The following is a 2,785-nucleotide window of genomic DNA, read 5'->3' as shown; positions in this document are numbered from 1 at the left end:
GGTCCACCAACCGGTCCTCGGGCTTCTCCTTGACCTGACCACGTCTCGGCACCCACCGAACCTACACGATCAGACACTAAGTTCCTGGTATTGAGGTGGGGCCGGGTCTGCTTCAAGAGATGAAGGCTATCGAGACCAAGGTGGCCCAGCCTATGTCTGTTTATGGCCTGCCCGCAGCGGATGAGGCATCCGTGCAGTCGGAAGTTCGCAGGGTTACGTCCGCTGTGCCGGCGCTACCCCACGCAAGGCAGCCGGAGGACGACGCCAACCCCGTTCGGCACATTCAGACAGTCGAGTCGAATAATGCATCGTCGTCAGGAGCGACGATGGATGTGGGCGCCTCCGGTCCGGAACGAGGAACGCCGGAGGATTCATCCCCGACAACCAAGGTCGGAGAAGGGGAGGGGGTTCAGCGCCGGCTTGATAAGAAGGCGCGCGAACAAGACCTGCTCCATCGGGCTCGTGCGGAGGACGTGCTGCACTGGCAGCATCAACAGCGTCCGATCTCGGCGGACACCCTGCGGAAACGGCTCCACGTGGGTGCTCCTACCGCTCGCAGGCTTGTCGCGCAGCTACGCAGCGACACCCACACCCAGATCGAAGGCGCCGGAGATCGACCGCCCGATGTCGATTGAAGCCTGCCCGATATGATGCGCAGTCGGATGGCGAAGACGCAGTCTCGTTGCTCGCCTCGCCATCGCCCGTGCCTGCCGATCGCGGTCGGTGCGGCGACTGCGGTGACGGTCCTGCCTTGTGTCAGCAGGCGCATCCGCCGCCGCAGCCGCAGGGCCCGCCGGCCACGGTTCGTGCGGCGGCCTTGCGGCGCTGGTGCCATCCCAGGAACAGCACTGCAAGGACGGCCAGTGCGATCGCGGCGGCGATCAGTGTCTGGTTGACCGCAGCGGCGGCTCCGGCCGTGAGCAGCCCGGCGCCGACCAGGAGGGGCAGCGCGCAGCACGCGGCGCAGGCGAGCATCGCCAGCGTCGCCGACAGGGAGCAGCCGCGGAACGGCGCGGACGTAGGCAACCATGCCGACGACCTCGACGAGGGTCTGGGTGACGACGGCGGTGACGGCGACGGCGAGGCGGTCGGGCAGGGCGAGCGCGAGCACAACGAGGGAGTTACGGGTGGCGCCGGTGCACACGATCGCGCGGCTGGCGGGGACGTCGAGACGGAACAGACGGGCGACGGCGAGCCCAGCGACGGCCATCACCAGCAGGAACAGCACGTAGAAGGGCACCAGCCGGACGAGGTCGGTGAGGTTGTCGTCCAGTTCGGGGATCTGGGAGGCGACGACCGTGAGCAGGGCGGTGACCATCAGCGGCACCATGGTCGTTCCCGCCCCGGCCATGACGGCTCGTCCGCTGGGGCGGCGGGCGGCCCACGCCTGGACAGCCCAGGCAGGGMGAGCGGCAGCACGATGAGGACGGCGAAGGCTTCGAGGAACGGCCCGGCATCGACCACGTCAGTGTCCGGCGGCTCCGGTGGTCAGGAGAGCCGCCGGTCGTTCGCTGGCTGCGTGCGGTGCTGCCTGGGGTCAGGTTCCGGCGGGTAGGAGTTCGCCGATGAGCTTCTCGACGCGGGCGCGGATGTCGTCGCGGATGGGACGGACCGCGTCGATGCCCTGCCCGGCGGGGTCGTCGAGTTTCCAGTCCTCGTACCGTTTGCCGGGGAATACCGGGCAAGTATCGCCGCAGCCCATGGTGATGACCACGTCGGAGGCCTGGACGGCCTCGACGGTGAGGATCTTCGGGGTTTCGGTGGTGATGTCGATGCCGACCTCGGTCATCGCGGTGACGGCGGCCGGGTTGATCTGGTCGGCGGGCATGGAGCCGGCGGAGCGGACTTCGATCCGGCCGGCGGCGAGGTGGGTGAGCCAGCCGGCGGCCATCTGGGACCGGCCGGCGTTGTGGACGCAGACGAACAGCACCGAGGGTTTCTCGGACACGGTTACGGGTCCTAATGAGTCGCCAGGTGAGTCAGCGGGAGACGGGCAGGGTGAGGTCGGGAAGCAGGCTGGCGATCAGGCCGCGGACCCGGTGGTCGATGTCGTCACGGATCGCGGCGAGCTGATCGGCGGGTGCGCCGTCGGGGTCGTCGATGGGCCAGTCCTCGTAGCGTTTTCCCGGCAGGTACGGGCAGCGGTCGCCGCAGCCCATGGTGATGACGACGTCGGCGGCGGCGAGGATGTCGTCGGTCAGCGGCTTGGGGAACTCCTCATCCAGGCTCAGGCCGATGTCCTTCATTGCGGCGACGACGTCGGGATGGATGTGTTCGCCGGGGTCGGAGCCGCCGGTACGGATGTGCAGCGCGGTCCCGGCGTAGTGCCGGGTCAGCGCGGCGGCCATCTGTGAGCGGCCGGCGTTGCGGACGCAGACGAACAGCACTTCGGGGACGCGCTTGGCGATCAGGCCGCGGGTCGCGCCGAGCGCTTCGAGGCGTTCCCGGGTCAGCCGCTCCGCCAGGGTCGGGAGGAACTGGGTGATTCGGGCGGTGCGGGCGAGTTGGCGGTAGGAGTCGACGAGCAGCTCACGCACTTCCGCGGCGTCGAAGGTGGTGTCGTAGGCGTAGGCGAGCCGTTCCGCCGCGGAGTGCAACGCGCGGGCGGTCGCCGGTTCCAGGCCGGCCACGTCCCCGAGGCTGGTCGGGGTGTCGGGGGTGGTCATGAGACCCCTCCAGAAAGAGGTGAATGGGCGGCGCCGTTCGCCGCGGCGGCGGTGTCGGTGTGTGGGAGCAGGACCTGGGCGGCCTGTGCCGGGGTGGTCGGGGTCGGTGGGTAGAACAG

General features: G+C 69.1%; 3 protein-coding genes and 1 pseudogene. 1 reads left to right on the top strand and 3 read right to left on the bottom strand.

The genetic code is table 11. The features are described 5' to 3' along the window. Positions 1–431 precede the first annotated feature (431 nt). Positions 432–635, top strand: a pseudogene (locus BBK14_RS39905) (hypothetical protein); the annotation flags it as partial. Between the two features lie 121 nt (positions 636–756). Here the strand turns inward: BBK14_RS39905 and BBK14_RS42780 are convergent. The 3 genes from BBK14_RS42780 to BBK14_RS39895 form a co-directional block, all read right to left on the bottom strand. Further along, a complete protein-coding gene (locus tag BBK14_RS42780) occupies positions 757–1,026 on the bottom strand; it encodes a hypothetical protein (RefSeq protein WP_241831381.1) in 270 nt (89 codons plus the stop codon). Positions 1,027–1,537: 511 nt separating this feature from the next. Then, positions 1,538–1,948 (bottom strand): arsenate reductase ArsC, encoded by a 411-nt coding sequence (locus BBK14_RS10475; protein WP_071061435.1) that lies wholly within the window; start codon positions 1,946–1,948, stop codon positions 1,538–1,540. A 31-nt stretch (positions 1,949–1,979) separates the two neighbouring features. Beyond that, positions 1,980–2,666 (bottom strand): arsenate reductase ArsC, encoded by a 687-nt coding sequence (locus tag BBK14_RS39895; protein WP_071061432.1) that lies wholly within the window; start codon positions 2,664–2,666, stop codon positions 1,980–1,982. Positions 2,667–2,785 lie beyond the last annotated feature (119 nt).

It is taken from the genome of Parafrankia soli (assembly GCF_001854695.1).
In the GTDB taxonomy this organism is placed as follows: domain Bacteria; phylum Actinomycetota; class Actinomycetes; order Frankiales; family Frankiaceae; genus Parafrankia; species Parafrankia soli.
The sequence above is the reverse complement of the archived record's forward strand: the minus strand, read 5'-3'. Positions and strand labels throughout refer to the sequence as shown.

Coding starts and splice junctions, on each gene's coding strand:
- BBK14_RS39895 (WP_071061432.1), bottom strand. CDS start 2,666: ATGACCACCCCCGACACCCCGACCAGCCTCGGGGACGTGGCCGGCCTG.